Genomic DNA, 25,876 nt, shown 5'->3' with positions numbered 1-25,876 from the left:
CCCCTACAGAAAAGGAAAAACCATGTCTCTTACTCGCCGCACACTTTCTGCCCTGGCGCTCGCCGCCTTCGTCAGCGCGCCCGCTCTCGCCCAGGACAAGCCGATCAAGGTCGGCGTCACCGCCGGGCCCCATGCCGAAATCTTCGAAGTGGTGAAGAAGGTCGCCGAGAAGGACGGCCTGAAGATCCAGATCGTGGAATTCAGCGACTACATCCAGCCGAATGCCGCGCTCAATGCCGGCGACCTGGACGTGAACTCCTACCAGCACCTGCCGTATCTGGAAGCCCAGGTGAAGGATCGCGGCTACAAGATCGTCAATATCGGCTACACCGTGAACTTCCCGATGGGCGTTTATTCCAAGAAGGTGAAGTCGCTCGCCGATCTGCCCGCTGGCGCCCGCGTCGGCATCCCGAACGATCCGACCAATGGCGGCCGCGCCCTGCTGGTGCTGGAATCGGCCGGCCTGATCAAGCTGAAAGCCGATGCCGGCCTGAAGGCCACGCCGCTGGACATCACCGACAACGCGAAGAAGATCAAGATCGTTGAGCTCGATGCCGCGCAGCTGCCGCGTGCGCTGGACGAACTCGATGCCGCCGCGATCAACACCAACTACGCGATCCCGGCCGGCCTGTCGCCGGTGAAGGATGCCATCGCCACCGAGGGCGCCAAGGCCCCCTATGTGAACATCATCGCGGTGCGCAGCCAGGACAAGGACAAGCCGGAATACGCCAAGCTGGTGAAGGCCTATCAGTCGGCCGAGGTGAAGGCCTTTGTCGAGCAGAAGTACCAGAAGGCCGTCGTCACCAGCTGGTAAGACTTTGAAAGATTACCGTCCGCGCTGATCCTCCCCAGACGGACGTTCCCTGGCCCGCCGCGACCGGATCAATCCGGCCGGCGGGCCTTTTTATGCCCGGATCGGTCAAGGGATGGCGCGGATGGCCGTGCGGCAAATCCGGTTCGTTTCACTTCCCGATGCTTCGTTTCACTTCCCGGGGCTTCGTTTTGCTTCCCGGCGCTTCGTTTGCCTTCGTTTCGCTTCGTTCGTCTTCGTTTCGCTTCGTTTGCGTTCGTCCGGCTTCGCCGGTATTCCGGTCCCGGACAGCACCCGGACTGGCAACCAGAGCCATATAGGGCGGCGCAGCCCTCGCGTCCCGACATGAAAATTATTTAATCTGGCGTCAGGCCGCGTCGGCGCGCATGGCGGCGGCGAACACCTTCAGCGACTGCCGCGCCGCCGGATCGGCCAGGCTCGCATAGAGCACAAGGTCGCGCGGCGGCAGCGGCGGCAGGCCCAGCATGGGCCCGACATCCACCGTGCCCGGCGGCGCGACGCGGCGGCCCAGCACGGCGATGGCGACGCCGGCCGAGACGGCGGCGGCAATGGTGCCGACGCCGCCGCCGACGAAGACCTCGGTCCAGGGGATGCCGGCCGCATCCAGCGCCGTCACCCCCATGCTGCGCATGCCGCAGCTGTCGGCATGGGCGGCCAGCGGCAGCGGTTCGCCGGCGCGATGCACGAAATCGCGCGCCGCCATCCAGCCGAACTGTTCGGCGCGCAAGACCTCGCCGCCGCGCCGGCCGGCATCCTGTCCCATCACGATCGCGGCATCGAGGTCACCGTGATCGAATGCCATCAAGAGATCGCGCGAACTGCCCACCCGCATCTCCAGCACCAGGCCCGGCTCGGCGCGCGTCACCCGGCTCAGCAGCCGCGGCAGCTCGGCGCCCACCGCATGGTCGCTGATGCCGACCACCAGCCGCCGCCGCGCCGGCTCGAAGGCGTCCAGCGCCGCGCCATGGGCGGCGATCAGCAGCCGGGCGCGGTCGAGGAACAGCTGGCCGGCAGCGGTGAGGCGGACCCGGCGCGGCGTCCGCTCCAGCAGGCGGCGCCCCAGCCCGTCTTCCAGCCGCTTGATCTTCAGGCTGACGGCGGACTGGGTGGCCTCCATCGCCTCGGCCGCGCGGGTGAAGCTGGCGAGGTCGGCCACCAGCACAAAGGCCTGCACGCATTCGATGTCCAAAGACTTCAAAGTCGCCTTCCATGACGAATAGAAATCATTGAAATAGGATTTCATATGATTTTCGAATGGTCAATCCGGCATTACCCTCCGGTGTATCGACCCACCAGGAGGACCCCCATCATGCCGATCACCCGTGTCTCGCTGCGCCGGGGCAAACCCGTCGCCTATCGCCAGGCCATCCTCACCGGGCTTTACCAGGCGATGGTCGAGACCTTCGATGTGCCGGAGACCGACTATTTCATGACGGTGGCTGAGCATGACGCCGCCGATTTCTGGTGCAGCCCCAGCTATCGCGGCGGACCGCGCAGCGACGATCTCGTCATCATCCAGCTCACCGTCAACAACACGCGCGGGCTGGAGAAGAAGAAGGCGCTCTACAAGCGCATCGCCGAAAAGCTCGGGCAGAACCCCGGCATCCGGCCGGAGGATGTGCTGATCAACCTGCTGGAGACGACGACGGAGAACTGGTCGCTGGGGTTTGGGCTGGCGACGTTTGTGGAGGAGAAGGGGTGAGGGGCGGAACGGATTAGATTTAGAAAAGCGGCTTCCAGTACGACCTGCCGTGATGCAATGATCTTCCTAATCAAAGGTACATTGTGCCATGGGGCAGGGCGAGATGGTGGGAAAGAAGGTAGTAGCCAAGACGATCGAAGATCAGGGCATTTGGGATGATGACTTGCTCGATCGCGAGAATGACGCACGCTTCTTGATCGACTTTTTGACGAGACGTGTTGCTGAGCGCCCACAAGAAGGCCAATCAAGATCTTATGTTCTAAATCTCAACTCTCGTTGGGGGGATGGAAAGACATTCTTCCTGACACGCCTCAAGCGGCAGTTGCTCAAAGAAGGCTATCTCGTCGCCTATATCGATGCATGGAAAGATGACCATGCCGACACCCCTCTAATTGCAGTCATGTCTCAGATTGAAGAATCTCTGAAAAAATACATGGCCGGCAGCGTCAAATCCGCTTGGAAGGGCGCGGTGCAAAGCTTTGGTCACGTTGCTGTTTCTGGTGTTAAAGGGGTCGTCAAGCAAGCAGCTCTTAGATATGCGGGGAAAGAATTTGTCAGCGCAGCGGCGCAGTTAGGAGTTGATGAAGAAATACTAAAGGCAGGTTCAGAAGACGCCATAAATACTCTAGCTGATAAATTTGGCGGGGCGCTTCTTAGCAGTTTCAAGGAGAAGAGCGAGTCTATTGATACATTTAAGGAGAGATTGGCAGAACTGCTTGTAAAAATTCAGGGCAAGAATATTGGTACTCAGTTGCCCATGTTTATTCTTGTCGATGAGCTTGATCGGTGTCGTCCGACATACTCAATTTCAATGCTGGAGCAGATTAAGCATCTCTTCAGTATTCCAAATGTCGTTTTCATAATTGCTACCGATAGTGCACAGCTTGCTCATTCTATTAAGGCCGTATACGGCACGGAGTTCTCTGCCGATCAATATCTGAGCCGCTTCTTCGACAGGACTTACATTTTTGAGGAGCCAGAGCGGGGGGTGTATATTGAAAGCCTGTTTAATAGGTATTCTATAAATCTGGATAAGATTTCATCTCTACCTGGTATTTCTGTGTCAAAGCTTTTCTTGAGGCTTAGTCGAGGGTTTGATCTGCGGTTAAGATCGATTGAACAATGCTTTGATCTATTGCGGAATGTTGTGACGGTTTGGCCGTATCAAGTAAAAATTCAGGCCGTCTATCTGCTCCCGCTAATAATGCTTCACCACCTAAATGACAAAAACTTTTCTGGTCTGGTGGAGCTTTCTGCAGTGAAGTTCACCGGCCTGCGACATAAGGTTCGGCTCCAAGATCAAATTGGACGAATGAATGAAACCACTGGGAATGACATGCTTGCAATTTTACTGGAGCATGCGCGGGCCAACTTCGAGGGAATTCCAACGCGAACGAGCCCTGTAGATAAGTGGGCTGTGCAGATATTCCATGAAGAGCTCGTGTTGGTTCACAAGAATAAAATCGATAGGCGTAATCAATCAGTACTTTACGAATATGGAAGATTGGTCCGTAGTGCCGCGAGACTGGAGAGGCATATGGGCGAAGATGAGTAAGGCGGAGTTTTGGAGTATTAAAGGCTCCGCGCCTTCTTCACCAGCCGCACCAGTTCCACGCGCGCTTCCTCGGCGCTGCCGATCGTTGTCTCAAACGGCAGGCGCGCCACGCGGCCGTCGCGGATGAGGTCGGCGCCCTCGGCATCGACGCCGCTCAAGCTCCAGCCGTCGCCGCTCTTGCCCAGCAGCCTGGTCGCATAGAGCTGCACGGCATCGGCATGGTCGGCATTCATGTGTTCGATGATGCCGGCTTCCGCATCGGCCAGCGCCTGCCAGTCACCCGTGTAGCTGTAATCGTCCATCCAGTGGATCTTGCCGAAGCCGGCAACGATATGCGCGCGTTCCACCGCGATGCGGTAGAAGGCGAAATCGGCGAAGCCGGCATACATCCCGGCGGCCGGGTGGCGGGCGAGATAGCGGGCGCGGTGGCGTGCATCTTCGGTCTTCGCCGCATGGCCCATCAGGGTCACGCGCGGGCCGGTCAGCGGCTCGGCATAATGCGCGGTGCCGTCGCAGAGCAGCGAGACGCGGTCATCCATCAGGATATTCTTGGTATGGTCGGCCAGCCGCGAGATCAGCAGCAGCGGCGTGGCATCGTGGTCGAAGGCCACCAGCACCAGCGAGGCATAGGGCGCACCGTCCGCGGTGATGCTGGCCAGGCTGGCGGTGCGGCAGGCGCGGGCAACGGCGCGGGCCTGCTGGGCCGGACTGCGGGCGGGCAGCACGGCCTCGTTCACGGGAACCACCCGGTCATTGGACCCGCCCTGTCATTGAAACCGCCCTGTCATTGGAATCTCTCTGCGCGCGCGACTTCGACATCCGAGAGGTAGACGATGGCCACCGCATCGGCGAAACGGCCATGGAAGCCGTCGAGCACTTTGCGCGCCACCGCTTCGGTGGTGACGGCCACGATCATCACATTGTCGAAGGCGCGGGTGATGTCGTCGCTGCTGCGCTCGCCATGCTGGCCGCCGCCGATCACCCGGGGGAGCAGGCTCCAGCCCTGCACGCCCTGGGCGGAGAGCCAGTCGAGCACCGAGCGCTGAAGCGGCGCCTCGACGATGATCTCGATCTTCTTGCGCGGATGGGACATCTGCTAGTTCCCGAACAGGCGCTGCGCCACGATCAGGTAGAGCGGCAGGCCGATGGCGACATTGAAGGGGAAAGTGACGGCCAGCGCCAGTGTCACGGAGAGCGACGGACTGGCGGCCGGCAGCGCCAGGCGCATGGCGGCCGGTACGGCGATGTATGACGCAGAAGCGGACAGGACAGCCAGCAGCATGGCGCCGCCGGCCGAAAGCCCCAGCAGGGCGGCGGCCGTAAAGCCCAGGCCCGATCCGATCAGCGGCATGACGATGCCGAACAGGATCAGGGCTTTCGGGAATTTTTTCGCCGCGCGGCCCTGGCGCACCGCCACCAGGCCCATATCGAGCAGGAACAGGCAGAGCGCGCCGTTGAACAGGTCGGCCACGAAGGGCTTGATCTTGGCCATGCCGGCATCGCCGGTGATCCAGCCGATGACAAAGCCGCCGACCAGCAGCATGACCGAGCCGTTGACCAGCACCTCGCGGATCAGGGCGCCGCGCTCGCTGCTGCCGGGCTGCATGCCCTGCTGCGTCTGCGGGCCGGCCAGCAGCAGGCCGATCAGGATGGCCGGGGTTTCCATCACCGCCGTCATGGCGACGAGGTAGCCTTCATACGGGATGTCGCGGCTGCGCAGGAATTCAGCCGCGGTCACAAACGTAACGATGCTGATCGAGCCGTAATGGGCGGCGATGGCGGCGGCATTCACCCGGCTCTGGCCCCAGACAGTGCGCAGCAGGCCGAAGGCGATCACCGGCAGCAGGAGACTGAGCCCCAGCGCCGCGACGATCGCGCCCACCAGCGCCCAGCCACTGGCGGCATGCATGGCGACGCCGCCCTTGAAGCCGATGGCGAACATCAGGTAGATCGCCAGGCCTTTCGCCGCGCCCTCGGGGATTTCCAGATCGGAACGCAGGGCGGCGGCCGCCGCGCCCAGCACGAAGGCCAGGATCATCGGCGACAGCAGGTTCCCGGCTGCCAGATGCAGAAGCTCGCTCATCGCGGCGCAGCATGGCAAAGCGGCGTGAGGCGGGAAAGGGCCGGGCGCATGGAAAAGCCTCAGGCCGTCCGTCCGATAACAGCCATGGGTGGGGCAGGCATGAGGCATTGTCTCAACACAGATCGTCACCCCCGCGAAGGCGGGGGTCCAGGCCGGCGGAAAGACTGGGTCCCCGCTTTCGCGGGGACGACGAAGGGGAGGTGCACAGAAGACCCTCACCCTCCCGCTTCGCGGGTCCCTCCCTCTCCCGCAAGCGGGAGAGGGTAAGGAAGGCGGAACTCCCTCTCCCATGCAATGGGAGAGGGTTGGGGTGAGGGCCCTGTTTTCGCCTTACGGCAGCAGCAAGGTCGAGCCGGTGGTCTTGCGGGCTTCCAGGTCGGTATGGGCCTGCACGGCATCCTTCAGCGCATAGGTCTGCGGGATTTCCACCTTCACCTTGCCGCCCTTCACCACATCGAACAGCGCCTGCGCCGAGGCCACCAGATCGGCGCGTTTCGCCGTGTAGGTGTTCAGGGTCGGCCGGGTGACATAGAGCGAGCCCTTGCCGGCGAGGATGCTGATATCCACCGGCGGTACCGGGCCGGAGGCATTGCCGAAGCTGACCATCAGGCCGAAGGGCTGCAGGCAGTCGAGCGAGCCGGCCCAGGTGTCCTTGCCGACGCCGTCATAGACGACAGGCAGCATCGCGCCCTTGGTCAGTTCCTTCACCTTCTCGACGAAGTTGTCGGTGCGGTAATTGATGATGTGGTCATAGCCATGGGCTTTCGCCAGCTTTGCCTTCTCGTCATTGCTGACCGTGCCGATCACGGTGGCGCCGAGCGCCTTGGCCCACTGGCCGAACAGCAGGCCGACGCCGCCGGCGGCGGCATGGAACAGCACGGTATCGCCGGCCTTGATCTTGTAGGTGCGGCGGACCAGGTATTCCGTGGTCATGCCCTTGAGCATGATGGCGGCGGCGATTTTATCGTCGATGCCGTCGGGCAGCACCACGCAGCGGTCGGCCTGCATCAGGCGTTCTTCCGCATACGAGCCGAGCGGCGCCGAGGCATAGGCGACGCGGTCGCCGGCCTTGATGTCGGTGACGCCCGCGCCCACCGCCGTCACCACGCCGGAGCCTTCGGTGCCGAGCGTGAGCGGCAGCGGCAGCTTGTAGAGGCCGGTGCGGTGATAGGTGTCGAGATAGTTGAGGCCGGCGGCCGAGGTCTTGAGGCGGATCTGGCCGGGGCCGGGATCGCCAACCTCGACGTCTTCCCATTTCATCACGTCGGGGCCGCCGGTGGCGTGGATGCGGATGGCATGAACCATGATCGTAAAATCCTTTTAAGCGAGATGCTGTTTGAAGAAGGCCGCCGTGCGGCTGTTGGCCAGGTCGGCCGCCTTTTGATCGTAATGCTCGCCACCGACCCGGGCGAAGGCATGGTCGTTGCCCTGGTATTCGTGCAGCGTGACCTTCGGGTTGGCGCTGACGGCGGCTTTCACGGCGGCTTGTTGGTCCTTGGGCACGAACTTGTCCTCGGTGGCCACATGCATCAGCAGCGGCTTCCTGATCGTTGCCACTTCGCCGGTCAGCTCGGCGAGGCCGACGCCGTAATAGGCGGTGCTGGCATCGACATCGCTGCGCGCCGCCATCAGGAAGGCGAGCTTGCCGCCCAGGCAGTAGCCCACCGTGCCGGCTTTCCCCGTGCAGCCCGGCAGCTTGCGCAGGACGGCGAGGCTGGATTTCAGATCTTCGACACCGAGATCGACATTGAAGCCGCCGAACAACGCGAAGGCCTTTTTCCACTCGGCCTCGCTCTTGTCGGTGATGTCGATGCCGGGCTCCTGGCGCCAGAAGAGATCGGGGCAGAGCGCGACATAGCCCTGTTGCGCCAGGTCGTCGCAGATGTCGCGCATGACCTTGTTGACGCCGAAGATTTCCTGGATGACCAGGATGCCCGGACGCCCAGAATCAGTATTGGTGTCGCCGGCCTGGTAGGCGCTGAATGAGCCGCCGTCTTTCGCGCTGATCGTGATGGTCTTCGCCATGGCGCCTCTCCTCCGGTTTTTATGGACGGAGGAACCTTAGCCAATGCCGATGCCACGCGGCAACCGGCAGGCGGGCCACTAGAACAGGCTGACCTGCTCGGACGGCACATAGGCGCCTTCGTGGCGCAATAACCATCGCTTGGTGTCCAATCCGCCCTTGCCGGAATAGCCGCCGGCATCGCCGCCGGCCGCGAGAATCCGGTGGCAGGGGATGATCACCGGGATCGGGTTGGCGCCGCAGGCATTGCCCACGGCCCGGGCGTCGGTGCTGCCGCTGCCGATGGTGGTGGCGGCCTCGCCGTAAGACCGGGTGCGGCCGGCCGGAATGGCCAGCATGAAATCCCACACGGCGCGCTGGAAATCGCTGCCTGCCGGTTCCAGCGGCAGGTCGAAGCGGAAGCTGCCATCGGCGAAATAGGCCTCGAGCTGACGCGCCGCCTCGGCCAGCAGGGCCTCGGCTTCCGGCGGCATGTCCACATCCGCCGGCTTCGCGCCGCGGCCGCCCCAGTCGAGCTTGACGATGGCCGTGGCCGTGGCGGTCACGGTGAGGGAACCGAGCGGGCTGGGAATGGTGACGGAATAGGTTTTTGCCATGGTTTCTGCGCTCTGGCCGGCACTGGACTTGGGCGGGCGGGCCACTATGGTTACGCCCCGATATACCCCATATAGGGCCCTGTGATTAGCATGGCCATGCCGTCCGGAGATATCCGTTTATGTCGCAGTCATTGGAAAACACGCAGACCCCCGTCACCGTGCTCACCGGCTATCTCGGCGCCGGCAAGACCACGCTGCTGAACCGCATCCTGACCGAGCCGCACGGCAAGAAATACGCCGTCATCATCAACGAGTTCGGCGAGACCGGCATCGACGGCGAGCTGGTGGTGGATGCCGACGAGGAAGTCTTCGAGATGAATAACGGCTGCATCTGCTGCACCGTGCGCGGCGACCTGATCCGCATCATCGAGGGCCTGTTCAAACGCAAGGACCGTTTCGACGCCATCATCGTCGAGACGACTGGTCTTGCGGACCCCGGCCCGGTGGCGCAGACCTTCTTCGTCGATGAAGACGTGTCGCGCCGTGCGCGGCTCGATTCGATCGTCACCGTGGTCGATGCACGACATCTGCCGGCACGGCTGAAGGACAGCCGCGAGGCCGAGGAACAGATCGCCTTTGCCGATGTGATCGTGCTGAACAAGACCGACCTGGTCAGCGCCGACGAACTGGCCGAGGTCGAGCGCCGCATCCGCAGCGTCAACCGCTTCGCCCAGATTCACCGTGCCACCAAATGCGATGTCGCGCTGGACAAGGTGCTGGACCGCGGCGCCTTCGATCTCGGCCGCATCCTCGACCTGGAGCCGGATTTCCTCAACCCGCCGCATGGCGAGGCCGGCCATGTGCATGACGAGCATTGCGGCCACGACCACCATCATCACGATCACGACCACGACCACGACCATGTGCATGACGAACATTGCGGCCACGATCATCACGATCACGGCAACAGCATCCATGACACCACGGTGAAGAGCGTGTCGCTGCGGCTCGATTCCGCCGTGGACGCGAAGAAGTTCGACGCCTGGATCGGCGAGCTGCTGGCGACCAAGGGCCAGGACATCCTGCGCACCAAGGGGATTCTCGACTTCAAGGGCGGCGACAAGCGCTTCGTCTTCCAGGCCGTGCATATGATCAAGGACGGCGACTTCCAGCGTCCGTGGAAGGCCGAGGAGCCGCGCTTCTCGCGCCTGGTCTTCATCGGCCGCGATCTCGATGCCGCCGCACTCCAGCAGGGTTTCGATGCCACCCGCGCCTAAGTCAGACGGCCAGATCGGGTTCCGCGCCTTTCTCTGGCAGTTCAAGTCTGGCGTCGTTGCCGTCGCTGCCGCCGAGGCTGCCGGCCATGCCGGCTTCGGTTTAGGGGATGGCTCGATCGCGCTGCGGCCGTTCGCCGAGCCGGACGCACCCACCACGCGGCGCCTGATTGCCCATACCGATGCGGCCTTGCTCTGCATGGCGGCCTCGCCCGATGGCGAAGGCTTCGTCTCCGGCGGCGATGACGGCCGGCTGATGCTGACCTCGGTGGCGGGCGAGGGCCAGGAACTGGCGGCCGTGCCGCGCAAATGGATCGAGCAGGTGGCGGTATCGGAAGGCGGCATCGCCTATGCCGCCGGCAAGCGCGTCGGCCTGCTGAACACGAAGGGCGAAAGCGTTGCTGTGTTCGAGGACCATCCGAGCACGATCAGCGGCATCGCCTTCAACCCGAAGGGCAAGCGCCTGGCCGTGTCGCATTACGGCGGCGTCACGCTGTGGTGGGCCAAGGCGGATGCGCAGCCGGCCAAAAGACTGGCCTGGAAAAGCTCGCATGTCGCGGTGACCTGGTCGCCGGACGGCAAGTTCATCATGACGGCGACGCAGGAAAACGAGATGCATGGCTGGCGGCTGTCTGACAGCGCCGACATGCGCATGAGCGGCTATCCGAATAAGCCGAAAGGCATGAGCTGGTCGAAGGACGGCCGCTGGCTCGCCACCTCGGGCGCGGAAACCGTGGTGGTCTGGGACTGCAAGGGCAAAGGCCCAATGGGCTCGGCGCCGGTGGAGCTCAGCCGCGGCGATGTCGCCACCGCTGTCGCCTTCCATCCGCGCCACGGCCTGGTGGCGTCCGGCGATGTGACCGGCAAACTGAAGCTCGCCCGGGTCAGCGATGAATCGAGCATCGATCTGGAACAGCTCGGTTCGGCGCCGGTGACGGCGCTGGCCTGGAGTGCGGACGGCCGTTACCTGATCGCCGGCGGCGAGGACGGCTCGGCCGGCATTCTCGATTTCGGCAATTAGCGGCTGACCCTGGCAGCCCTGGCGATGCGCAGCAGCGCGTCGCCGCAGGCCGAGGCCGCCGGCATGCCGGTGCTTTTCGCCAGCAGCTCGGCATCGGTGAGGATTTCCAGGGCCCGCATCAGGCGGTCGCTCGACCACATCTTGCTCTGGCGCTCGAAGCCGTCGCGCCGCGTCCAGTGCACGCCAAGGCGCGTCGGGTCAGCGCGGCCGCCGCCCTCGCGCTGGGCTGCAGCCAGATGCAGCTTCTGGCCATGCTTCTGCGCCACGCGCAGGATCGCCACCGGCGACTCGCCGGCGCTTTCGCAGCGGGTCAGCGCATCGGCCAGGGTGGTGAAGTCGCCGCCAAAGGCGGCAAAGGCGGCGTCGTCCAGGAACAGGGTCGAGCTGTCGCCAATGGTGGCCTCGCAGTCTTTCAGACTGATTGGCGTCGGATCGTCGCCTTTGTAGAGCATCAGCTTGGCCAGTTCGCCGCGGCTGACCATGCGGTCGGTGCCCAGATTATCGGCCAGATAGGCGAGGGCTTCGGGCGCGATTTTCTTGCCCGCTTCGCGCGCCACCTCTTCGGCGAGACCCTGCAGGGCGCGCTGATCGTCGGCGTAGCACCCCAGTGCCGCAGCCTGGCCGGCGTCCTCGAAGGCGACGCGGATGGACGATCGCGCGGTGAGTTCGCCGGCCTCGACCACGATCAGCGTGTCGCCGGCATAGCCTTCCAGAAAGGATTCAAAGAGTTTTCCGTTGCGGTCGCCGGCACCCGAGACCATGACGACGCGGCGGCCGCCGGTCAGCGCCATGGCGCCGGCTTCGTCGGCCAGTCGTGCCGGATCTTCATGCAGCTGCGCGCCGGTCAGCGTGGAAACACGGAAGGGATCGTTCAGGTCTTCGCAGGCGCTTTGGGCGATACGCTTGGCACGCTCACGGATCAGGCCGGCATCGCTACCAAACAGAAGTACGGCCCGGATATCGGCGCGCGGCCGTTTGATGAAGGCCTCGACGTCGCGTGCCGCCAGCTTCATCGGGTTTGTTGCTGCTGCCGTTCGCGAGCTTGCTGATCCAGCATAGGCTTGCGGTCGAAGAAATTCCCGAGGCGAAGCCGGATCTGCTCGGCGGCATCGCGCATCGCGCGTTCGCGGGCATTCTTTTCGCTCACCAGATTGGCGTAGTCGGCCACGGTCAGGTTGTAGGAGGCCTGGCTGTTGATCGCGAAATTGAAAACAATAATGCCGGATTGATAATCCCGTAGGTCCGCATTGATGGTGACCTGCAGATTGTTGCGGGTGATTTCCTCGCTACGGGTGACGAAAACGGAGCCCACCGATTCGCTGAAGCGATATTCCAGCAGGTAGAGCGGCCGGTCCGGGGTGCCGCGCGGCGTCAGCATATCGAGCAGAAGATTGCGGAGTTGCTGGCTGCCACGATCCTCCGGCTGGGCGATGGAAATCTGCTCGAACTGCGATATCGGATCCTGGCTGCTGCCCTGTCGGTACAGAGGCTTGAAGCCACAGCCGGCCAGGGCAGCCAGCGCAAGCCCTGCAATCAGGATTGCGCCGCGTCTAGACCACGACATTGACGATCCGGTTCGGAACGACAATGACCTTGCGTGCCGGCTTGCCTTCCATGGCGCGCAGCACGTTGTCATTGGCCAGGGCCAGTTTTTCCAGTGCCGTCTGCTCCATGTCGCGATCCACTTCGATGGTGGCGCGCAGCTTGCCGGAAACCTGCACGGCAATGGTCACCGTTTCATCGCGGGCCAGTGTAGCATCGGCGACCGGCCAGGGTTGATCGAGCAGCAGGCCATCATGACCGAGCGCCTGCCAGATTTCCTCGGCCAGATGCGGCACCATCGGGCCTATCAGCTTGGCCAGCGCCTCCAGGGCTTCGCGGCGTGCCCAGGCAGTGGCAACGTCATCGCCCCTGGCCGCTTCCAGTTGGTTGGCAAACTCATGCACACGCGCGACGGCCTTGTTGAAATGGAAATTTTCCAGATCATGGGTCAGGGCGGCGATCGTCTTGTGCAGGGCGCGGCGCAGATCCAGCACCGATGCCGGCCATTCTGCTGGCTGTGACGCCGCCTTGCCAGCAATCGGGCCGCGCGGTTCGGCAATCAGGCGCCACAGGCGCTGGGTGAAGCGCCATGCGCCTTCGACGCCGGACTCGCTCCATTCCAGATCGCGTTCCGGCGGGCTGTCGGACAGCATGAACCAGCGTGCGGTGTCGGCGCCGTAGGTGTCGATGATCAGGCCGGGATCGATGACGTTCTTTTTCGACTTCGACATCTTCTCGGTGCGGCCCACCGTGACCGGTTCTCCGGTCTTCAGGTTGACGGCCTTGCCGCCATCCTTCCTGATCTCGGTCGGCAGCAGCCAGACGCCATTGGCGTCACGGTAGGTCTCGTGACAGACCATGCCCTGGGTGAACAGGCCGTCGAAGGGTTCGCCGCTCGGCAGCGTAACGTGACCAGTGTCTCGCAGGGCCCGCGTGAAGAAGCGCGAGTAAAGCAGATGAAGAATCGCGTGCTCGATGCCGCCGATATACTGGTCGACCGGCAGCCAGTAATCGACTTCGGCCTTCTGCATCGGCACATCGGCGCGCGGGCTGCAGAAGCGGGCGAAATACCATGACGAGTCGACGAAGGTGTCGCAGGTATCGGTCTCGCGCCGGCCCGGCTTGCCGCAGGTCGGGCAGGCGACATGCTTCCAGGTCGGGTGCAGGTCCAGCGGATTTCCCGGCTTGTCGAAAGTGACATCCTCGGGCAGCTCGACGGGCAAATCTTTTGCCGGCACCGGTACGATGCCGCAATCCTCGCAGTGGATCACCGGAATCGGGCAGCCCCAGTAGCGCTGCCGCGAGACACCCCAGTCGCGCAGGCGGAAGGTCACGGTGCCTTCACCGGCCTTGATCTCTTCCAGCTTGCGGATCGCGGTGCGTTTGGCGGTCGTGACATCAAGGCCGTCGAGGAATGCCGAATTGATCGCGACGGTGCTGTCGGTCTCGGTGAAAGCCTCGTCGCCGATGTCGAGTGCAGTCTGGCCTTTCGGCGCCACCACGGCCTTGACCGGCAGATCGTATTTGCGGGCGAAATCCAGATCGCGCTGGTCATGGCCCGGGCAGCCGAAAATGGCGCCGGTGCCGTATTCCATCAGTACGAAGTTGGCGACGTAAACAGGCAGCGTCCAGGCCGGATCGAAGGGATGCACCGCTTCGACCGGGATGCGGTAGCCCTTTTTCTCGGCCTTCTCCAGCTCGGCTTCCGCCGTGCCGGTCTGGCGGCATTCCTCGATGAAGGCGGCGAGTTTCGCATCAGTCTTGGCCACCTCGGCGGCGATCGGATGATCGGCGGCGATGGCGACGAAACTTGCGCCATACAGCGTATCGGGGCGGGTCGAATAGACGTCGATTTTATCGGCGCGGTTTTTCAGCGCGAAGGAGAAACGGGCGCCTTCGGATTTGCCGATCCAGTTCTGCTGCATCAGCTTGACGCGTTCGGGCCAGCGCTCCAGGCCACTCTGCAGCGTTGTCAGCAGATCGTCGGCATAGGCCGTGATCTTGAGGAACCACTGCGACAGCTTGCGCCGTTCGACAAGGGCGCCGGAGCGCCAGCCGCGACCATCGATCACCTGCTCGTTGGCGAGCACGGTATGGTCCACCGGATCCCAGTTGACGAAGCTTTCCTTGCGGTAGATCAGCCCGGCTTTCAGGAAATCGAGAAAGATCTGTTGCTGGTATTTGTAATAGCCCGGATGACAGGTCGCGAGTTCGCGGCTCCAGTCCAGCGACAGGCCCATGCGCTGGAGTTCGCTGCGCATGTTGGCAATGTTGTCGTAGGTCCAGGCGGCGGGATGCACCTTCTTTTCCTGGGCGGCATTCTCGGCCGGCAAACCGAAGGCGTCCCAGCCCATCGGATGCAGCACGTTGAAGCCCCGGGCCCGTTTGTAGCGCGCGACCACATCGCCCAGCGTGTAATTGCGCACATGGCCCATATGGATGCGTCCCGACGGATAGGGAAACATCTCAAGGACGTAGTATTTCGGGCGTGTGGTGTCGGCTTCGGCGCGGAAGGACTGCTGTTTATCCCAGACGGCCTGCCACTTGGTTTCGACCGCCTTGGCGTTATAGCGGGACATATACTGATCCGGTGCTTCTCTTATACGGATGCTGCGTTGCCGGCATCAGCGACGCGCTTCGGATTCCATGCGGAATTCGCGGGCCCTCTGAAGGATCGCATTTTCCATGCTGATCGCAGTGTTCTGCGCGGCGGGCTGATCGAGCCAACCTTCACCCTGACGCACCTGGCGGAAAACGCCGACCCGCAATCCATCGGCCCGGAGGGCGCGATCGAGAATGTAGACGGTCACCTTGAAGCGCTCGTTCGGGGTCTGGGGCGGGACATACCAGTCGGTGATGATGACACCGCCGAAGGGATCGGCGGAAACCAGCGGCATGAAGGATACGGTGTCCAGGGTGGCACGCCACAGGAAGCTGTTGACGCCGATGCCGCCACCAGAGCCTTCATCCGCCTTCTTGCCGCTGCCCAGAATGTTGATGCCACCGGGTCCGAACACGCTCTGGCGCTCGCCGCTGGGGGCCGGGTTATAGGTGCCGCCCGGGCCGCGCTCGGGATAATAGGTCTGGGTCTGACCGTCATCGGGCGAGGAGCAGCCGGACAGGGTCAGAAGCCCGATACAGGCCGCAAGGCCAAGCCGGAGCATGGCTGGACGGATGGAAATCTGTCGATGCAGAGTTGCCATTGCGGCAATCCTCCTGGAACGCTTTAAGGCTGCGTGGAATAGCACAATTCCTGCCGGATCGCCAATCGCCCCATGGCGTCTGACGAGGGGGGATTGCCAGTTTTTGGGAAAACCCTTAAAGGCCGTCCGATGAGCACAGCCGATCCAGTTATCAGCGCGTTATTTCGCAGGGCCTGGGATGCACAGGTTGCGGGTGCGCCCGAAGCGGCCATCGCGCTCTACCGGCAGATTCTGGCCACAAAAGATGATGGTTCGGCCTGGTTGGGGCTGGGCCAGTGCTATCTGGATCTCAAGGCCCAGGATGAGGCTTTGCAGGCCTTCCGCAAGGCGTCGGACCTGCTGCCCGACTCGGGTGCGATCCGCCATATGGTCAGCATGCTGGCGGGCGGGGCGGCGCCGGATCGGGCGCCGGATGATTACGTGCTCTGGGTTTTCGACGGGCATGCCAGCAATTTTGACGCGCATCTTTCCGCCTTGGCCTATCGCGGACCGGACATGATCGCCCGACTGGCGGCCCAGGCCTGGAAGCCAGGGCCGACCAAAGCCATTCTCGATCTGGGGTGCGGGACCGGGCTCAATGCCCCCCTGTTCAGGCCTTATGCCCAACGTCTGGACGGTGTGGATCTGGCCCCGAATATGCTGAGGCAGGCTAGCCGGCGCGGCTATGATCACCTGTACAAGGCCGAAATCCATACCCTTCTGCGTCAGCCGCCGATACGCTATGACGCCCTTCTGGCAACGGATGTCTTTATTTACATCGGCCGCCTGGATGATATTTTCATACACTCAAATCAAATACTTAATGAAAAAGGTTCGATGCTATTCACCATCGAGCTTGGCGAGGGGGCAGAGCCGATCCGGCTGATGCCGACCGGCCGTTTCCGGCAGACGGACCATTACATCCGCGACTGCGCGGCCCGGGCCGGTTTCGACGTGGCCGCACAACTGGATGACACGTTGCGGATTGAGGATGGCGTCCCCGTCCTTGGTCGGGCTTACCGGCTGGTCAAAGTGGACTTGTAGCTCGCGCTCCGCGAGGGCAGAAAGTCGGCCAAAATTTTCATATCTCTTTGATATAAAAGGCACTATCGGCGAAAAACACAGAATGTGTGGCGGGATTGCAACACCGCCGGCAAAAGCGTGACGGAAATCACTGCTTTTATTGACACTTGGCGGCGCGAAATGGCTTGATCCTCGGCGATCACACAGCCCGTCGGCTGTCTGTTCATTGCTAGTGACTAGCACTGCAACCCTAATCCCGGTGGGAGAGGAAAGAGGAAAATGAAGAAGACTCTGCTTCTGCAAACTGCGCTCGTTGCCGCTGCCGGCCTGTTCGTGGCTGACATCGCTTCCGCGCAGGTCAAGGCCGAGCCGATCGGTGTCACCGTCGGCGGCTATTTCACCCAGTTCTACAAGGCTCAGGATCGTGGCAATGCTCAGCTCGATCAGGCCACCCAGAGCTTCACGTCGGACGCTGAAATCTGGTTCAACATCCGCAGCGTTCTCGACAACGGCACCGTGATCGGTGGTCGCGTCGAACTCGAAGCCGCGACGTATGCGGACCAGATCGACGAAGCCTATGTGTTCGTCGAAAAGTCGGATATCGGCCGCGTCGAACTCGGCTCGACCGACAAGGTCTCGGGCAAGATGCTGTATTTCGCCCCGACCGTCCTGCCGGGTCACGGCACCACGGTGCATTCGGAATACTCGGCGGCCAGTGCCACCCCCCTGATGTGGTTCGCCAATGCCAACCACGACACGCAGGGCATCAGCCTCTATACCGCTTCGAACCGCTACCTGGGATCGAAGGCCGGCAAGGGCATCCAGCTCGGTCTGTCGTACGTGCCGGATGGCTGTGAAGACTTCTCACCGTCGGGCACGGTCAATCCGACCACCATGCCGAGTGCAACTAGCGGCATCAACGGCGGTTCCGGCCGTGGTTGCGGCGGTGGTTTCGGCTCGACCACCAATATTGGTCAGTTCTCGCGTCAGATCGTGGGTGCTGCCAACTACCTCGAGACCTTCGGCCCTGTTGATGTGGCTCTGTACGGTGCATACCAGCAGGGTTCGCCGGAAGTTACCGTTGCTACGACTGCAACTGCTGCCGGTGTTGCGGCTTCGCAGGTTGACGCTTGGCAGCTGGGCACTTTGCTCACCTACAATGTGGGCGACGGCTCGACCATCCAGTTTGGCGGTGGTTACAGCGATGAAGAACTGACCAAGGCTGCCACGGGCGTTGCTTCACGCGATCGCAAGGCCTATTCGATCGGCCTGCGCTATCTGACCAACGGTGCCAATGCCGGCTCGATCGGTATCGGCGTTGAGGGTTACAAGCGCAAGGACACCAACACAGTTGTGGGTGCCAGCACGGTGTTCGGCACCGCGGCCGCCACTGGCGACCAGGAGCTCAAGTATTACCAGCTCGGTCTGACCTATCAGATCGCGCCGGGCATCCTCGGCTTCGGCGGCGTGGGCGTGTCTGATCTGGACAATCCGGGCGGCGCTCGCGACAACAAGCAGACCTTCGGCGTCCTCGGCCTCGGCCTGACGTTCTAATACGATCCTTCACCGGATATGGGAAAGGGCGGGGAAACCCGCCCTTTTCTTTGATATGTGGTCCCACAGGTTTTGAGAGGAGTTATTCGCTGGCCGGCACAGTGTGATGGCCGACACAGGATCCGTTGCCTTATCGGCAACAGGTGCCCGAGAAAACGCTAGCTGTCACAGGAATGCAAAGCGTTCGGGCTAAGCCTGCGTTGACTTGAAGCGGGTCAGAGGAATATCCCATTCCGGTGGCGAATGCCGGGGGGCATTGCTTCGACGCTGACAAGCACATCAACGCAAGGACCCCACATGAAAAAGACCTTACTTCTTCAGACCGCACTGGTGGCGACAGCCGGCCTCTTCGTGGCCGATGTTGCTTCTGCCCAGGTCAAGGCCGAGCCGATCGGCATCACGGTCGGCGGTTACATGACTCAGGAATTGAAGTTCCAGGACCGGGACAACAATCGCACTCTGCGTGACACCAATTCCGTTTCCTTCGGCGCCCCCGATGCGGAAATCTACTTCAACATCCGCGCCGTGCTGGATAACGGCTTTGTCATCGGCGGCCGTGTCGAGCTGGAAGCGCAGACCGAAGCGGACCAGATCGATGAGAGCTATCTCTTCGTCGAGCGTTCCGACATCGGCCGCATGGAAATCGGCTCGACTGATCGTGCGGCCTCGAAGATGGTCTACGGTGCCCCCACAGCCATTCCGGGTTATGGTACGATCGATCCGACTGGCTCGGTTGCGATTACCACAGCCCCGACCGGCGCCCGCACCACTGGCAATCTGACCAAGTTTGCCGGTGCGCCGGACGATGCACAGGGCATCAACCTCTACACCTCGGCGAATCGTTACTTCGGCTCGAAGGCTGGTAAGGGTCTGCAGCTCGGCGTGTCCTACACCCCGGATGGCTGCGAAGACTTCAGCCCGGCTGCCACCACATCCCCTACGACGATGCCTGGCGGTACCAGTGGTATCAACGGCGGTTCGGGCCGCGGTTGCGGTGGCGGCTTCGGTTCGACAGTTAACATTGGTCAGATTTCCAAGGCTTACACGGCGGCCCTGAACTATCTCGAGTCCTTCGGCCCGGTCGATGTCGCCCTGTTCGGTGGCTACAACCGCTTCTCCACTGAAGCCACTTCTGCCGGCTCCGCAGCCAATGGTTCGGCCACGGTGTTCAAGAATGACGGTCTGAACGGCTACGCGTTCGGCACCACGCTGACCTACAATGTCGGCGATGGTTCGACCGTGCAGCTCGGTGGCGCCTACAAGCATGAAGACACCGGCGTCACCGCTGGTGGCGACGATAATCGCCGCGTTTACACGGCCGGTCTGCGGTATCTGACCGATGGCACCAAGTCCGGTTCGGTCGGTATCGGCGTTGACTTCGCCCGTACCAAGTCCGACCAGGGCAACATCGCTGGTACGGCGGTGGGTGGCGAAGACAAGTACACCTGGTACTCGCTCGGTGTGACCTATCAGATCGCCACGGGCATCCTGGGTTTCGCCGGTGTTGGCCGTTACGAGTATGACGATGCGATCGCAGCCGGCACGCTGGTTGGCGGCACCGCGCAGCTCGACAACAACTCGAAGGCGACCTTCGGCGTCACTGGTATCCGTCTCGACTTCTGATCCAAACCGGATCGGGATCAAGCGAAGGGGCCGGGTAACCGGCCCCTTTTCTTTTTACGGATCAGAGGAACAGGGTCAGCACCAGCAGGGCGGCAATGGCCCAGAGCGCCCAGAGCAAGGGGCGGCGCCGACGGGCCTGTGCTGCCGCCTGGCTTTCGGCCAGCGCGAGAATGCTGGCAGCACTCAGATGCAGGCCTTCGGCTTGTGCCGTCTCGACCAGGCTTTCCAGATCGCGCGCGACCTTGGGCAGGCGCTTGGCGAAATCGACCACCATACCGGCCGCTTCACTCAGATAAGCCTCCGGCCCCATATTCTCGCGGGCCCAATCCTCAATCACCGGCCGCGCCACCTCCCAGAAGTTGATCGCCGGATCCAGACTGCGCGCTACGCCTTCCACTGTCACCATGGTCTTCTGCAACAGAAGCAGATGGGTCTGCGTCTGCATGCCGAAGGTTTCGGTGATTTGGAACAGCTGCGCAAGCAGACGGCCGATCGAGATTTCCGTCACTGGGCGGTCGAGGATCGGTTCGCCGATCGAGCGGCAGGCCTGGGCGAAGGCGTCGACGCTGCGGTCGGCCGGCACATAGCCAGCCTCGAAATGTACTTCCGCGGCGCGACGCCAGTTTCCTGTCAAGAAAGCCCCTAGCATTTCCGCCATGAATCGGCGGGTCTTGAGATCGAGCCGGCCCATGATGCCAAAATCTACCAGCTCAAGCCGGCCATCGGCGGCCACGAAAAGATTGCCGTGATGCATGTCGGCGTGGAAATAACCGTCGCGCAAAGCCTGCTTGAGGAAGACGCGGATCACCCGCTCGGCCACCATTGTGACATCGATGCCGGCGGCCACCAGGGCGGCGCGATCCTCGATGGCAATGCCGCTGATCCGCTGCACGGTCAGCACGCGGCGCGCGGTGCGCTGCCAGTCGATGGCTGGCACGATGACATCCGCATCGTCGAGGAAATTGTCGCGCAGCTCGGATGCTGCGGCGGCTTCCAGGCGCAGATCGAGTTCGATGGAAACCCATTCGCGCAGGGAGTTCACGACATCACGAGGCCGCAGGCGCACCATGCCTGGTTCGTGCCGCTCGACCGTCTCGGCGATCCAGGCAAACAGTGCCAGGTCGCGGGCGAAGGCCGCTTCGACGCCAGGCCGCAGCACTTTTACGGCAACGGGCAGGCCCTCGCTGGTCTCGGCCATATGCACCTGCGCGACACTGGCGGCGGCGACAGGCTCGGGGTCGATATGATTGAACAGCCGTTCGATCGGCACGCCGAGTTCGGCTTCGATCTGCGCCTTTGCAACAGGCCAGGGAAATGGCGGCAGCTTGTCGCGCAGACGGCCCAGATCCTCGGCTACCGGTCCGCCGACCACATCGGGTCGCACCGACAGGACCTGGCCCAGCTTGATATAGCTTGGCCCCAGATCGCCAAGTGCCGCAGCCAGTCGTTCGCCTGGCCGCAAACCGGGGCGACGGCGACCGAAGACGGCCTGGAATAGCTTCAGCACGACCTTGCTGCCGCGCGGCGTCAGCGATGATTCCTGCAGCAGGAACAGCGCATCATGCCGCGCGAAGCTGCGACCGGTGGCAAACAGACGGAATAGATGGCGCAGATCGGTCAGCACGGCAGCAAATGTGTCAGATACGGTAGGCCGAATGGAGCGCGGCGACGCCACCGGTCAGATTGCGCACCGCAACCTGGCCGAAGCCGGCCTCGGCGATCATGGCGGCGAAATCCTCCTGGTTCGGGAAGCGGCGGATGCTCTCCACCAGATAGCGATAGGATTCCTCGTCCTTGGCAACGATACCGCCGATCCTGGGCAACAGGTTGAAGCTGTAGATATCGTAAATAGCGGCCAGGGCCGGATTGCGCACCGTGGAGAATTCCAGGCAGAGGAAGCGCCCGCCGGGTTTCAGCACGCGGAAGGCCTCGCGCAGCGCCGCATCGATATGGGTCACATTGCGGATGCCGAAGGCGATGGTATAGGCGTCGACCGAGCGATCGGGCAGGCACAGATGTTCGGCATCCATGCAGGTCCAGTTCAGGCGCGTCAGCCGGGCCTGGTCGATGGCGCGATTGCGGCCCTGTTCCAGCATCGCGGCGTTGATGTCTGCCACCAGCACCTCGGCTTGTGGCGCGCGGTCGAGAATGCGAAAGGCGATGTCGCCGGTGCCGCCGGCCATGTCGAGCACGCGGATCGCGCCGCGGGGGTTGAGCCAGTCGATCATGCTGTTCTTCCACAGCCGGTGCACGCCGCCCGACATCAGGTCGTTCATGATGTCGTAGGAGCCGGCGACCGAGTCGAACACGCCGCGCACCAGACCGGCCTTTTCGGTTTCGCGCACGGTGTGGAAGCCGAAATGGGTCTCGTCGCCGGGAGGATTTCCCGGGGCATTTCCGGGCGTCTGGCCTGTCTGGGTCATGGCGGCAGACCATAGCCGAATTGGGCCGGTAACGGTATAGAGACAGGCATGCCTGAATTACCCGAAGTGGAAACCACCCGCCGGGGACTGGCCCTGAAACTGGAGGGTCGGCGCATCACCCGCATCGAGGCCCGCCGGCCCGATCTGCGTTTCCCCCTGCCGAAGAATTTCGCCAAATCCATCCAGGGCCGTCAGGTCGAGGCATTGGAGCGGCGTGCCAAATACATCCTGATCCGCCTGGAAGGCGACCTGGTCTGGATCATCCATCTCGGCATGTCGGGCCGCATGGTGATGCGGCAGGGCTGGCCCAACGATATCGGGCCGCATGATCACGTCATCTTCGGCACCGATGAAGGCTGGGCCGTCACCTTCAACGATGCCCGCCGGTTCGGTATGATGGATCTGGTTCCGGGCAAAAAGCTCGCGGCCCACAAACTGCTGGCCAGTATCGGGCCGGAGCCGCTCGACGAGGCCTTCACGGCTGCGGTTTTGCTGAGTGCCCTGCAGGGCAAGAAGGCCCCGATGAAGGCGGCCCTGCTCGACCAGACCGTGGTGGCCGGTCTGGGCAATATCTATGTCTGCGAGGCGCTGTTCCGCGCCGGCATCCATCCGGAAAAGCTGGCCGGCAGCGTGAAGACCGACAAGCTGCACAAGCTGGTGCCGGCAATCAAGGCCGTACTGGCCGAAGCACTTGAGGCCGGTGGCTCCAGCTTGCGCGATTACGTGCAGTCGGATGGCGAGCTGGGCTATTTCCAGACCCGCTTCCGCGTCTATGACCGCGAGGGCCAGGCCTGCGTCACCTGCAAGACCAGCGTCCGGCGCATCGTGCAGTCCGGCCGCTCCACGTTTTACTGCGGGAAGTGCCAGAAATAGGGTTTTTCGGCCCGGATTCGCGGCCTGATTCCACCCGCCCGGGGCTTCCAACCGCCGGCCTGATCTGCCAAATTCCCGGCCATGTTCCGCCCCGGCTGGAGGTTTGTCCCGGTCCCGGCGCTAGCTGCACTTTTCGTCCTTGGCGGCCCTCTCTTGAGCGGCAGCGTCATGGGTGGTCTGGAGCTGGCGGGGATTCGTGCAAGTTTCTCCGAAGCCCTGATTGGCGGTGCCCGGGCCGCGGCCGGCTTCCTTTCGATTGCCGAGGACGTGCCGTTGATGCCGGGCCTGGCCGAGAATGCCGATGCCGCCACCGTGTTCGACAAGCCGACCGGCCGGATCGGCAGCACCGAGGCCAAAGGCAATGTCACCACCGCTGCTGTCCGGCAGTTCTATGCCGCCACCCTGCCGCAGTTGGGCTGGCAGGCGGCCGGGCCTGAGCAATACCGCCGCGAGACCGAACGGCTGAAGATCGGTTTTGCCGGCCGTGATGGCGCGCTCACCGTGCGCTTCGAACTGCTGCCCCAGTAGTCCAAGAAAGTCCAATCAGAGGAACCCGTCATGGCTTACGAGAACATCCTGGTGGAGACGCGCGGCCCGGTCGGCCTGATCACGCTGAACCGCCCAAAGGCGTTGAACGCCCTGAATGCGCAGCTGATGCAGGAGCTGACGCGTGCCGTGGATGCTTTCGAGGCCGACGATGCGATTGGCTGCATGATCGTCACCGGTTCGGAAAAAGCCTTTGCTGCCGGCGCCGATATCAAGGAAATGCAGCCCAAGACCTATATGGACGTCTACAAGGAAGACTTCATCACCCGCGACTGGGAACGTGTGGCCAGGTGCCGCAAGCCGGTGATCGCGGCCGTGGCCGGCTATGCCCTGGGCGGCGGCTGCGAGCTGGCGATGATGTGCGATTTCATCCTGGCCGCCGATACCGCCAAGTTCGGCCAGCCGGAAATCAATCTCGGCACCATCCCGGGTGCCGGCGGCACGCAGCGGCTCACGCGCTTTGTCGGCAAGTCCAAGGCGATGGAAATGTGCCTGACAGCCCGCATGATGGATGCCGACGAGGCTGAGCGTGCCGGCCTGGTCAGCCGCGTGGTCCCGGCGGCCGAGTTGCTGAGCGAAGCCTTCAAGGCAGCCGAGAAGATCTGTTCGCTGTCGCAGCCGATCGTGATGATTGCGAAAGAATCGGTCAATCGCGCCTATGAAACCACGCTGGCCGAGGGTATTCGCTTCGAGCGCCGCGTCTTCCATTCCACCTTCGGGACGGAAGACCAGAAGGAAGGCATGAGCGCCTTTGCCGAAAAGCGCAAAGCCAGTTTCAAGAACAAGTAACGGATACAGACACCATGGCTCCGCGCGGACGCAATCCTGCGAATGACGGCGAGACAAGTGCGGCGGCCGGCCTGCTGCCGGCCGGTCTGCGCGACGTGTTGCCGCCACGCGCCGAAGCCGAGGCGCAGGCGAGCGAGAAGCTGATCGCCAGCTTCACGGCGCAGGGTTATGCCCGCGTGAAGCCGCCGCTGATCGAGTTCGAGGAAACCCTGCTGGAAGGCTCGGGTCAGGATCTGGCTGGCCAGATGTTTCGCGTCATGGATCCGGTGTCGCAGCGCATGATGGGCCTGCGCACCGATATCACGCTGCAGGTGGCGCGCATCGCCGCCATCCGCATGCGGGATGCGGCGCGGCCCGTGCGCTTGGCCTATGCCGGCCAGGTGCTGCGCGTGCGCGGCACGCAGCTGCGCCCGGAGCGCCAGTTTGCCCAGGCCGGCGTCGAGCTGATCGGCTCGGATGCGCTGGCCGCTGATGTCGAGGTTGCCGTGCTGGCGGCCGAAGCCGTGGCCGCGCTGGGCGTGACCAACCTGTCGCTCGATATCACGCAGCCCTTGCTGGCACCGGAGATCATGGCGGCCCATGGCCTGGAGCCGAAGCAGGCGCGCGCCGCCCGTCGCGCGCTGGACCGCAAGGATGCCGCTGAACTGAAAGAGGTGGGCGGTGCCGCGGCGCCGACGCTGCTGAAACTGCTGGCGCTGGCCGGCCCGGCCCGTGCTGCGCTGGATGGCCTCAAGGCGCTGAAGCTGCCCGAGGCGGCCGCGAAGATCGTGGCCGATCTGGATGCGCTGGTGCGCGAAGTGACGGCAGCGGCGCCGGATCTGCTGGTCACGCTTGATCCCGGCGAGTTCCGCGGCTTTGAATATCACACCGGCATCGCCTTCACGCTGTTCGCCCGCAATGTGCGCGGCGAACTTGGTCGTGGCGGCCGCTATACCGCGCCGGCTGGCGAGACGGCCACCGGCTTCACGCTCTATCTCGACAGCGTCATGCGCGCCCTGCCGGCACAGGCAGCATCGCCGCTGGTTTATCTTCCTTTCGGCACGCCGCGCAGCGCGGCGGTGAAACTGCGTCGGGATGGCCATGCCACCTGGGCAGCGTTGTACGAACAGACCGATGTGAAAAAGGCGGCCAGGGCCGCCGGGTGCAGTCACTGGTGGGACGGCAAGGCCGTCCAGCCGCTTTGAGTATCTCTCGTCGTTATTCCCGCGAAAACGGGAATCCAGGGGCCATGTGAAAACCCTCTGGGTCCCCGCTTCCGCGGGGACGACGAATGTAAACTGGAATTAGAGGACTTT

General features: G+C 63.0%; 25 protein-coding genes. 12 read left to right on the top strand and 13 right to left on the bottom strand.

Annotated elements, in window-relative coordinates:
- Window positions 1-22: 22 nt before the first annotated feature.
- Window positions 23-814: a MetQ/NlpA family ABC transporter substrate-binding protein gene (locus tag AC1ROB_RS01040; RefSeq protein WP_492972620.1), complete on the top strand. Its 792-nt coding sequence runs from the start codon at window positions 23-25 to the stop codon at window positions 812-814.
- Window positions 815-1,178: 364 nt separating this feature from the next.
- Here AC1ROB_RS01040 and AC1ROB_RS01035 read toward each other — a convergent pair whose 3' ends face one another.
- The gene (locus tag AC1ROB_RS01035; RefSeq protein WP_492972621.1) at window positions 1,179-2,030 is read right to left on the bottom strand and encodes a LysR family transcriptional regulator; all 852 of its coding nucleotides are present in this window, start codon (window positions 2,028-2,030) and stop codon (window positions 1,179-1,181) included.
- Between the two features lie 111 nt (window positions 2,031-2,141).
- Between AC1ROB_RS01035 and AC1ROB_RS01030 the strand changes: the two genes are divergently transcribed.
- Together AC1ROB_RS01030 and AC1ROB_RS01025 are read left to right on the top strand one after the other, a co-directional pair.
- Window positions 2,142-2,534, top strand: coding sequence for a tautomerase family protein (locus tag AC1ROB_RS01030; protein ID WP_492972622.1), 393 nt, complete (start codon window positions 2,142-2,144; stop codon window positions 2,532-2,534).
- Between the two features lie 88 nt (window positions 2,535-2,622).
- A complete protein-coding gene (locus AC1ROB_RS01025) occupies window positions 2,623-4,089 on the top strand; it encodes a KAP family P-loop NTPase fold protein (RefSeq protein WP_492972623.1) in 1,467 nt (488 codons plus the stop codon).
- A gap of 17 nt (window positions 4,090-4,106) precedes the next feature.
- Here the strand turns inward: AC1ROB_RS01025 and AC1ROB_RS01020 are convergent, their stop codons facing one another.
- The 6 genes from AC1ROB_RS01020 to AC1ROB_RS00995 all read right to left on the bottom strand — a co-directional run bounded on the left by AC1ROB_RS01020 (window position 4,107) and on the right by AC1ROB_RS00995 (window position 8,836).
- Window positions 4,107-4,826 carry a HugZ family pyridoxamine 5'-phosphate oxidase gene (locus tag AC1ROB_RS01020; RefSeq protein WP_492972624.1) on the bottom strand — a complete coding sequence of 240 codons (720 nt, stop codon included), beginning with the start codon at window positions 4,824-4,826 and terminating at the stop codon, window positions 4,107-4,109.
- A 47-nt stretch (window positions 4,827-4,873) separates the two neighbouring features.
- The gene (locus AC1ROB_RS01015) at window positions 4,874-5,182 is read right to left on the bottom strand and encodes a P-II family nitrogen regulator (RefSeq protein ID WP_492972625.1); all 309 of its coding nucleotides are present in this window, start codon (window positions 5,180-5,182) and stop codon (window positions 4,874-4,876) included.
- Between the two features lie 3 nt (window positions 5,183-5,185).
- Complete coding sequence (locus AC1ROB_RS01010) at window positions 5,186-6,172, bottom strand: sodium-dependent bicarbonate transport family permease (RefSeq protein WP_492972626.1); 987 nt, start codon at window positions 6,170-6,172, stop codon at window positions 5,186-5,188.
- A gap of 330 nt (window positions 6,173-6,502) precedes the next feature.
- Window positions 6,503-7,477 (bottom strand): quinone oxidoreductase family protein, encoded by a 975-nt coding sequence (locus tag AC1ROB_RS01005; RefSeq protein WP_492972627.1) that lies wholly within the window; start codon window positions 7,475-7,477, stop codon window positions 6,503-6,505.
- Window positions 7,478-7,492: 15 nt separating this feature from the next.
- Complete coding sequence (locus AC1ROB_RS01000) at window positions 7,493-8,197, bottom strand: dienelactone hydrolase family protein (protein ID WP_492972628.1); 705 nt, start codon at window positions 8,195-8,197, stop codon at window positions 7,493-7,495.
- A gap of 78 nt (window positions 8,198-8,275) precedes the next feature.
- Window positions 8,276-8,836: a methylated-DNA--[protein]-cysteine S-methyltransferase gene (locus AC1ROB_RS00995; protein ID WP_493031366.1), complete on the bottom strand. Its 561-nt coding sequence runs from the start codon at window positions 8,834-8,836 to the stop codon at window positions 8,276-8,278.
- 74 nt (window positions 8,837-8,910) lie between these two features.
- Between AC1ROB_RS00995 and AC1ROB_RS00990 the strand changes: the two genes are divergently transcribed.
- Together AC1ROB_RS00990 and AC1ROB_RS00985 are read left to right on the top strand one after the other, a co-directional pair.
- Window positions 8,911-10,008, top strand: coding sequence for a CobW family GTP-binding protein (locus AC1ROB_RS00990; RefSeq protein ID WP_492972631.1), 1,098 nt, complete (start codon window positions 8,911-8,913; stop codon window positions 10,006-10,008).
- Window positions 9,992-11,026: a WD40 repeat domain-containing protein gene (locus tag AC1ROB_RS00985; protein WP_492972632.1), complete on the top strand. Its 1,035-nt coding sequence runs from the start codon at window positions 9,992-9,994 to the stop codon at window positions 11,024-11,026. Before AC1ROB_RS00990 ends, AC1ROB_RS00985 begins: the two co-directional genes overlap by 17 nt.
- Here AC1ROB_RS00985 and holA read toward each other — a convergent pair.
- Genes holA through AC1ROB_RS00965 form a run of 4 tightly spaced genes read right to left on the bottom strand, consistent with a single transcriptional unit; the run spans window position 11,023 to window position 15,771 of the window.
- Entirely contained in the window at window positions 11,023-12,039 is a 1,017-nt protein-coding gene (gene holA, locus AC1ROB_RS00980) for a DNA polymerase III subunit delta (protein ID WP_492972633.1), read from the bottom strand. The two genes, AC1ROB_RS00985 and holA, sit on opposite strands and share 4 nt — an antisense overlap.
- Entirely contained in the window at window positions 12,036-12,590 is a 555-nt protein-coding gene (gene lptE / locus AC1ROB_RS00975; RefSeq protein ID WP_492972634.1) for an LPS assembly lipoprotein LptE, read from the bottom strand. The genes holA and lptE overlap by 4 nt, the downstream gene beginning before the upstream one ends.
- Entirely contained in the window at window positions 12,577-15,147 is a 2,571-nt protein-coding gene (leuS, locus tag AC1ROB_RS00970; RefSeq protein WP_492972635.1) for a leucine--tRNA ligase, read from the bottom strand. Before leuS ends, lptE begins: the two co-directional genes overlap by 14 nt.
- A gap of 45 nt (window positions 15,148-15,192) precedes the next feature.
- Window positions 15,193-15,771, bottom strand: coding sequence for a DUF3576 domain-containing protein (locus AC1ROB_RS00965; protein ID WP_492972636.1), 579 nt, complete (start codon window positions 15,769-15,771; stop codon window positions 15,193-15,195).
- A 129-nt stretch (window positions 15,772-15,900) separates the two neighbouring features.
- Here AC1ROB_RS00965 and AC1ROB_RS00960 point away from each other — a divergent pair, with 129 nt between their 5' ends.
- The 3 genes from AC1ROB_RS00960 to AC1ROB_RS00950 all read left to right on the top strand — a co-directional run bounded on the left by AC1ROB_RS00960 (window position 15,901) and on the right by AC1ROB_RS00950 (window position 19,950).
- A complete protein-coding gene (locus AC1ROB_RS00960) occupies window positions 15,901-16,794 on the top strand; it encodes a class I SAM-dependent DNA methyltransferase (RefSeq protein WP_492972637.1) in 894 nt (297 codons plus the stop codon).
- A 258-nt stretch (window positions 16,795-17,052) separates the two neighbouring features.
- A complete protein-coding gene (locus AC1ROB_RS00955) occupies window positions 17,053-18,327 on the top strand; it encodes a porin family protein (protein ID WP_492972638.1) in 1,275 nt (424 codons plus the stop codon).
- Window positions 18,328-18,624: 297 nt separating this feature from the next.
- Window positions 18,625-19,950 carry a porin family protein gene (locus AC1ROB_RS00950; protein WP_492972639.1) on the top strand — a complete coding sequence of 442 codons (1,326 nt, stop codon included), beginning with the start codon at window positions 18,625-18,627 and terminating at the stop codon, window positions 19,948-19,950.
- Window positions 19,951-20,011: 61 nt separating this feature from the next.
- Here AC1ROB_RS00950 and ubiB read toward each other — a convergent pair whose 3' ends face one another.
- Window positions 20,012-21,574, bottom strand: a complete 1,563-nt coding sequence (gene ubiB, locus AC1ROB_RS00945) for a 2-polyprenylphenol 6-hydroxylase (RefSeq protein ID WP_492972640.1) — start codon at window positions 21,572-21,574, stop codon at window positions 20,012-20,014.
- 13 nt (window positions 21,575-21,587) lie between these two features.
- Complete coding sequence (gene ubiE / locus AC1ROB_RS00940) at window positions 21,588-22,373, bottom strand: bifunctional demethylmenaquinone methyltransferase/2-methoxy-6-polyprenyl-1,4-benzoquinol methylase UbiE (RefSeq protein WP_492972641.1); 786 nt, start codon at window positions 22,371-22,373, stop codon at window positions 21,588-21,590.
- Window positions 22,374-22,421: 48 nt separating this feature from the next.
- On the opposite strand from ubiE, the gene mutM reads away from it, so the two are divergent.
- The 4 genes from mutM to AC1ROB_RS00920 all read left to right on the top strand — a co-directional run bounded on the left by mutM (window position 22,422) and on the right by AC1ROB_RS00920 (window position 25,765).
- Window positions 22,422-23,246, top strand: coding sequence for a bifunctional DNA-formamidopyrimidine glycosylase/DNA-(apurinic or apyrimidinic site) lyase (gene mutM / locus AC1ROB_RS00935; protein ID WP_492972642.1), 825 nt, complete (start codon window positions 22,422-22,424; stop codon window positions 23,244-23,246).
- Window positions 23,247-23,399: 153 nt separating this feature from the next.
- The gene (locus AC1ROB_RS00930) at window positions 23,400-23,774 is read left to right on the top strand and encodes a hypothetical protein (RefSeq protein WP_492972643.1); all 375 of its coding nucleotides are present in this window, start codon (window positions 23,400-23,402) and stop codon (window positions 23,772-23,774) included.
- Between the two features lie 30 nt (window positions 23,775-23,804).
- Window positions 23,805-24,581 (top strand): enoyl-CoA hydratase, encoded by a 777-nt coding sequence (locus tag AC1ROB_RS00925; RefSeq protein WP_492972644.1) that lies wholly within the window; start codon window positions 23,805-23,807, stop codon window positions 24,579-24,581.
- 14 nt (window positions 24,582-24,595) lie between these two features.
- Complete coding sequence (locus AC1ROB_RS00920) at window positions 24,596-25,765, top strand: ATP phosphoribosyltransferase regulatory subunit (RefSeq protein ID WP_492972645.1); 1,170 nt, start codon at window positions 24,596-24,598, stop codon at window positions 25,763-25,765.
- The last annotated feature ends 111 nt before the right edge of the window (window positions 25,766-25,876 follow it).

The organism is Ferrovibrio sp. GW821-FHT12F09 (genome assembly GCF_058806775.1).
The sequence above is the reverse complement of the archived record's forward strand: the minus strand, read 5'-3'. Positions and strand labels throughout refer to the sequence as shown.

What these genes read in the sequence shown, in the direction of transcription:
- AC1ROB_RS00990 (WP_492972631.1), top strand. Translation starts at nt 8,911, where the DNA reads ATGTCGCAGTCATTGGAAAACACGCAGACCCCCGTCACCGTGCTCACC.
- AC1ROB_RS01040 (WP_492972620.1), top strand. Translation starts at nt 23, where the DNA reads ATGTCTCTTACTCGCCGCACACTTTCTGCCCTGGCGCTCGCCGCCTTC.
- AC1ROB_RS00960 (WP_492972637.1), top strand. Translation starts at nt 15,901, where the DNA reads ATGAGCACAGCCGATCCAGTTATCAGCGCGTTATTTCGCAGGGCCTGG.
- AC1ROB_RS01015 (WP_492972625.1), bottom strand. Translation starts at nt 5,182, where the DNA reads ATGTCCCATCCGCGCAAGAAGATCGAGATCATCGTCGAGGCGCCGCTT.
- AC1ROB_RS01000 (WP_492972628.1), bottom strand. Translation starts at nt 8,197, where the DNA reads ATGGCGAAGACCATCACGATCAGCGCGAAAGACGGCGGCTCATTCAGC.
- AC1ROB_RS00955 (WP_492972638.1), top strand. Translation starts at nt 17,053, where the DNA reads ATGAAGAAGACTCTGCTTCTGCAAACTGCGCTCGTTGCCGCTGCCGGC.
- AC1ROB_RS00965 (WP_492972636.1), bottom strand. Translation starts at nt 15,771, where the DNA reads ATGGCAACTCTGCATCGACAGATTTCCATCCGTCCAGCCATGCTCCGG.
- AC1ROB_RS01030 (WP_492972622.1), top strand. Translation starts at nt 2,142, where the DNA reads ATGCCGATCACCCGTGTCTCGCTGCGCCGGGGCAAACCCGTCGCCTAT.
- holA (WP_492972633.1), bottom strand. Translation starts at nt 12,039, where the DNA reads ATGAAGCTGGCGGCACGCGACGTCGAGGCCTTCATCAAACGGCCGCGC.
- AC1ROB_RS00985 (WP_492972632.1), top strand. Translation starts at nt 9,992, where the DNA reads ATGCCACCCGCGCCTAAGTCAGACGGCCAGATCGGGTTCCGCGCCTTT.
- leuS (WP_492972635.1), bottom strand. Translation starts at nt 15,147, where the DNA reads ATGTCCCGCTATAACGCCAAGGCGGTCGAAACCAAGTGGCAGGCCGTC.
- ubiE (WP_492972641.1), bottom strand. Translation starts at nt 22,373, where the DNA reads ATGACCCAGACAGGCCAGACGCCCGGAAATGCCCCGGGAAATCCTCCC.
- AC1ROB_RS00925 (WP_492972644.1), top strand. Translation starts at nt 23,805, where the DNA reads ATGGCTTACGAGAACATCCTGGTGGAGACGCGCGGCCCGGTCGGCCTG.
- mutM (WP_492972642.1), top strand. Translation starts at nt 22,422, where the DNA reads ATGCCTGAATTACCCGAAGTGGAAACCACCCGCCGGGGACTGGCCCTG.
- AC1ROB_RS00950 (WP_492972639.1), top strand. Translation starts at nt 18,625, where the DNA reads ATGAAAAAGACCTTACTTCTTCAGACCGCACTGGTGGCGACAGCCGGC.
- AC1ROB_RS01005 (WP_492972627.1), bottom strand. Translation starts at nt 7,477, where the DNA reads ATGGTTCATGCCATCCGCATCCACGCCACCGGCGGCCCCGACGTGATG.
- AC1ROB_RS01010 (WP_492972626.1), bottom strand. Translation starts at nt 6,172, where the DNA reads ATGAGCGAGCTTCTGCATCTGGCAGCCGGGAACCTGCTGTCGCCGATG.
- AC1ROB_RS01025 (WP_492972623.1), top strand. Translation starts at nt 2,623, where the DNA reads ATGGGGCAGGGCGAGATGGTGGGAAAGAAGGTAGTAGCCAAGACGATC.
- lptE (WP_492972634.1), bottom strand. Translation starts at nt 12,590, where the DNA reads ATGTCGTGGTCTAGACGCGGCGCAATCCTGATTGCAGGGCTTGCGCTG.
- AC1ROB_RS00920 (WP_492972645.1), top strand. Translation starts at nt 24,596, where the DNA reads ATGGCTCCGCGCGGACGCAATCCTGCGAATGACGGCGAGACAAGTGCG.